Genomic DNA, 4,662 nt, shown 5'->3' on the forward strand with positions numbered 1-4,662 from the left:
CACGGCGCATCGTCAGTGCGGCAAACGCCCGCTCCGAGACTCGCCAGCTCCATACCAACACGGAGTGATCCGCACACGGCCTCTGCGGACACAAGCCACTCCCACATCACGCACCTGATCGAGTTCGGGTATCCGGAACGGTTCGTCCAGGAGCAGGTCGGCCACACCTACGCGTCGACGACGGCTTTGTACACATGGGTGTCGGACGAGTACCGCAACCGGTTGTTGGAGGCGTCGCTGCGGCGTCGGACGGAGCGCACTGGTGGAAAGGGGCTGGGGCCGCGGTGATGAAGAGGATGGGGGTTCGAGTGGAATCTGCGTCGGCTGATGGCCGAGCGGGACATGTTCCAGACGACGGACCTGGTGCCGCTGCTCGCAGACTACGGTGTGCACCTGTCGCGCGAGCAGGTGTTCCGGCTGGTCACGCAGCCTCCGCAGCGGCTGTCGATGGACACGCTCGCCGCGCTGTGCGGGATCCTGGACTGCTCGCCGGCGGACCTCATCCAGGTTCGGGAGGTTCGTCGGCAGGTCGCGAAACCGACCGCGTCGGGCGATGTCGATGGTCCGGCCGTCGCACCGCCGGCGAGGCGGGTGCGCGTTCGGCGCCCGGAGGGCCTGTGGTCGGCCGGGCGGCCCCGCCGCCTGAGTGGGTGGAACTCGCCGACCGCATCACCGCGTTCCTCCCCGAGCTGCCAGCCGGGGACGCGGCAGGGGTCGTCGCCGAGATGACGCCGGCCGCCCGGACTCGGATCCGCGACCACCTCCGCCGGTATCCCGACGCCCTGGTCAGCGGAGCCTCCGACGCGCCGCGTTCGGTCCAGGCGCTGATCACGTCCCTGGCCGGCGCGGGAATCACCGGGGTGAAGGCTCCGGCCTGTCTGCGCTGCGGACGTGTGCGGCCGCTGCGGCGGACGGTGCCCGGCGGGCGGGTCTGCCTCGGGTGTGAGGGGGTTCTCGCCGCCCGCGGCAACGTCGGACCCTGCAGCGTGTGCGGCGAGACCAGGCCCCGGCCCTCCCATCAGCGGTGCGCGAGGTGCCAGCGAGCCCTGGTGTCAGCGTCCAGGTCGTGCTCGTCGTGCGGCAAGCCCGCGCCCATGGAACCGTGTTCAGGCTGCCGACCGCGCCCGCTCGCACCGTGCGCGCTCTGTGCGACGAACGCTGTGGTCTGCGCCCGCTGGCCGCTAGGCCCGGTCTGTATGCCCTGCTACCGCGGTGCCCGCACGCATCCCGGCACCTGCCCGGCCTGCCAGAGCGTGCGGGTGCTGATCGCCCGTAAGGACGGCCTCCGGGTCTGCGGTCCGTGCGCGGGACACGGCGACCCGTACGCGTGCCCGCGCTGCGCGAACCCGCGTTCCTACATGGTCCGCGGGTTCTGCGACCGCTGCACCCTCCACGACGAACTCGACGCCGTCCTCGGCACAGCCGCTACCGCGCCGGACAACCAGTACGCGCGGATGCGCACGGCCCTGGCCGAGTGCGAGCAGCCCAGGACAGCACTGAACTGGATCCGCAACTCCCACTCCTCCCGGCTCCTGGCCGGCCTCGCCACCACCGGCCAGCCGCTGACCCACGACGATCTGGACACCCTGGCCCGAGCAGGGGACCGCGGCGACACGCAGACCATCGACTACCTGCGCGGTGTCCTCGTTACCTACCAGGCCCTACCCGAACACGACGAACTCGGTGCCCGAATCGAGCGCCACCTCGCCCAGGTGGTGGAGCGCCACCCCGAGCACGCCCTGCTCCTACACCCGTACGTCCGCTGGTCGCTGCTGCCCCGGGCGCGCAGGGCTGCACACCGTCGCGCCGGGTTCGAGCACCGCATCCGCTGGGCCTACACCCGGATCAACTCGCCGCCGCGTTCCTCACCGCCATGGACGAGCAAGGCCTCGCGCTCGCCAACGTCACCCAGCACGAGGTCGACTCCTGGCTCACCGGCAACCCCGGCACCCGCTACGAGGTCCGCGACTTCGCCGTCTGGGCCGCCCGCCGCGGCCACAGCCGGCCCCTCCTCGTTCCCCACCGGACCAAGGCCGCCCCCGAAGGCCTCGACGAGGACTCCCACTGGGAACTCCTCCAGCAGTGCCTCACCGACACGACCCTGCCTCTGGAGGTCCGCGCCGCCGGAGCACTTCTGCTCCTGTTCGGCCAGCACGCCACCCGCATCGCCGCCCTTCCCGCCGACGCGCTGCGCACGGTCGACGGCCACGCGGTGCTCCTTCTCGACCGCACCCCGATCCGGCTGCCCGAACCCCTCGCCCGGCTCCTGGCCGACGTCGTCGATCAGGCACCACCCGGTGGGTGGGCTGCCAACTCGCCCCGCTGCTGGCTCTTCCCCGGTGTCCGGCCCGGCCAGCACATCTCCGCCTCCGCCCTGTCCCGGCGCCTCGCCGCCCACCACATCCCCATCCGTCCGGGCCGCACCACCGCGCTGGTCCAACTCGCCCAGGACATTCCGCCCGCGATCCTCGCGCCCATGCTCGGCCTCCATGTCATCACCGCCCAGCAGTGGCGCCGCCGCGCCGCCACCGACTGGACCGCCTACCTCAAAGCCCGCCGCTGTGACAATGCGGTGAACTGAGCACCGGGCTCGCAACCTGCGTCAACTCCGATCAGGGCGCGCCGCCGACCGGGTGACCAACCGCCCTTCACCGCCCGGCCGCCGGTAGACGTGGTCCCATGATCACCACTGCCGGGTGGCGCCGCAGCGTCACCGTTCTGGCCGCGCTCGCCGCTGTCCTTCTGCCGGCGGCGGCTCCCGCCGCCGCGACCACCGCACCGGCCACTGGCACGCTCTCCGCGCGCCGTGACCTCCCCGAACCGCCGCCCGCCCAGGTCGTCCGGGCCGAGCTCGACGAGCTGGTCGTCGAGGCGCCGCACTCCATGGAGGGCTATTCGCGTGAGAGGTTCCCGCACTGGATCAAGATCTCCGGGGAATGCGACATCCGCGTTATCTGCACTGCTGGTTCCGGAGACTCACGGAAAGCCAGTGGCAGTACAGCAATCTAGCTGAAGATCGCTGTCTGAGGCACGTGAGGCACAGCAGCTCCAGAGAAACCTGCTGGCCAGGTGCGCGGGTGACCTGTCATGGTGTCGCCGTGTCTGACGAACCGATAGAGCTGTCACCGATGCCGGGCTCGAAGTGGTCGGCTGGATCCCTGCGGATCACGAGCTGGACTGTCCGCGCGAGTGAGATCTCGGTGCGACTGGGGATCACCCCTGATCACGAGTACGAGCGGGGAAGCCTCTCAAGTCCACGGAACCCACTCAGCCGTCGGCGTGAGGCCGCCGTCTGGATTCTCAGGAGTGACCTGGACAACGACCGATGGCCAGAGGAGCACGTCGCCGAACTCCTCCGCCGCCTGGTCGGCAAGCACGACGAATTGGCGAGCCTGGCCGCCGACTGCAAGCTGGAGCTGTTCCTCGGCTTCGGAAGCGAGAACGGCCAGGGCGGATGCGCTCTCCCCTCCGCGCTCCTTCGAGAGGCCGCAGACCTCGGCCTCGACATCGCGCTGGACCTGTACCCGCAGGCACCCGATGACTACGCCAACCCCGACGGCGCGGCCGAGGATCCTGGCCGGCCCGACGCCGACGCAGGATGGGACGGCCCCTTCTATCGGGTCCGCACCGACGACTTCGAGATCCGGTTCCTCCCGGATCCGCACGAGGACCTGGACGAGGTCTGCACCACCGATGCCGAAGTCCTCCTCCCTGACGGATCACGGTGGGGCGCGACGATCCTGACCGTCGACGAAGTCGGCCGGCTGATGAATCGGTGGGACGGCACCGGAGAGGCCCTGGGTGGCAGGTACTTCTCATGCTCTGACGGCCTGATCGTCCGTTCCCCAGGCATCGCGGGAATGGTGGATGTGATCGTCGGGCTGCTGGAGGCCGGAGAGCTCCAGCACACCCTCAGACGGCTCGGCTGACTGGCGTCTGGTGCATGATCTCGAACATGAACGAACCGAAACTGGACCTCCTCTCACGACTGTGGGACGAGCACATGCGCGCGAGGTTCCCGGCCCACCTTCGTGGTCAGGACATCGAGGGCCAGGACATGGTGCTGCTGGACGCGGACACCGTTGGCTGTGTCTCCTCGTCACTGTCGGGGCCCCTTGATGAGAAGCGCCGCAGCATCCTCCTCAGGTGCCTTGGGGCCCTCGAAATGGTCGTTCCGTCGATCGGTGATGAGGGCGGCGCGATCGAGTACTACGAGCGCTTGCGGGAGATGGCCGCACTGGCAGTCGAGCTCGGAAAGGCCAAGGCTGGGTAGCGTCCGGCAATTCGGGGTGGGCGCCGTGTAGCCTGCCCGCTCGTTCGATTTGGGGGGCAGCTTTGTGATCCACCTTCCAGATGGGTCCTGGTGGGACTGGGACGTTGTCAGCTGGAACGCCGGTCGACTGCGGCTGGGCGCCGGCCACGACCTGTCTTACCACCACGGCCTGGAGCTGGTCTTCAGCGACCCGGTCTTCGTCATATGTCCCGCTTCATTCCACGATCCGACGTTCCGCGAGCCGACACCCACGGAGGCCCGAATCGTGTCTCGGCAGGTTGGTGAAACACCTGATGTCCGCGTACTGATCTAAGTGCTCCAGTGCGTACGGACTTGTGTGCACCACTGGCCCGTCTTAACGGGCGCTGGTAGGCAGCGCATCGGGTGGC

5 protein-coding genes and 2 pseudogenes are annotated in these 4,662 nt (G+C 69.4%); all 7 read left to right on the plus strand.

The window, feature by feature from the left end:
- Positions 1 to 288, plus strand: a 288-nt coding sequence (locus ACFXHB_RS44330; protein WP_380582850.1) for an integrase, incomplete at its 5' end; no start/stop codon positions are given.
- 39 nt (positions 289 to 327) lie between these two features.
- Positions 328 to 609 (plus strand): annotated as a pseudogene (locus ACFXHB_RS44335) (helix-turn-helix domain-containing protein); the annotation flags it as partial.
- Positions 610 to 1,873: 1,264 nt separating this feature from the next.
- On the plus strand, positions 1,874 to 2,581 hold the full coding sequence (locus ACFXHB_RS44340) for a hypothetical protein (protein WP_380582852.1): 708 nt from the start codon (positions 1,874 to 1,876) through the stop codon (positions 2,579 to 2,581).
- Between the two features lie 98 nt (positions 2,582 to 2,679).
- Positions 2,680 to 3,009: a hypothetical protein gene (locus tag ACFXHB_RS44345; RefSeq protein ID WP_380582854.1), complete on the plus strand. Its 330-nt coding sequence runs from the start codon at positions 2,680 to 2,682 to the stop codon at positions 3,007 to 3,009.
- A 119-nt stretch (positions 3,010 to 3,128) separates the two neighbouring features.
- A pseudogene (locus ACFXHB_RS44350) lies at positions 3,129 to 3,497 on the plus strand (DUF4279 domain-containing protein); the annotation flags it as partial.
- Positions 3,498 to 3,518: 21 nt separating this feature from the next.
- Entirely contained in the window at positions 3,519 to 3,929 is a 411-nt protein-coding gene (locus ACFXHB_RS44355; protein ID WP_380582858.1) for a hypothetical protein, read from the plus strand.
- A 26-nt stretch (positions 3,930 to 3,955) separates the two neighbouring features.
- The gene (locus ACFXHB_RS44360; protein ID WP_380582856.1) at positions 3,956 to 4,273 is read left to right on the plus strand and encodes a hypothetical protein; all 318 of its coding nucleotides are present in this window, start codon (positions 3,956 to 3,958) and stop codon (positions 4,271 to 4,273) included.
- Positions 4,274 to 4,662 lie beyond the last annotated feature (389 nt).

This window comes from Kitasatospora sp. NPDC059327 (assembly GCF_042752535.1).
Lineage (GTDB): Bacteria > Actinomycetota > Actinomycetes > Streptomycetales > Streptomycetaceae > Kitasatospora.

Excerpts from the sequence above, each read along its gene's own strand:
- ACFXHB_RS44340 (WP_380582852.1), top strand. The coding sequence starts at position 1,874 with ATGGACGAGCAAGGCCTCGCGCTCGCCAACGTCACCCAGCACGAGGTC.
- ACFXHB_RS44345 (WP_380582854.1), top strand. The coding sequence starts at position 2,680 with ATGATCACCACTGCCGGGTGGCGCCGCAGCGTCACCGTTCTGGCCGCG.
- ACFXHB_RS44360 (WP_380582856.1), top strand. The coding sequence starts at position 3,956 with ATGAACGAACCGAAACTGGACCTCCTCTCACGACTGTGGGACGAGCAC.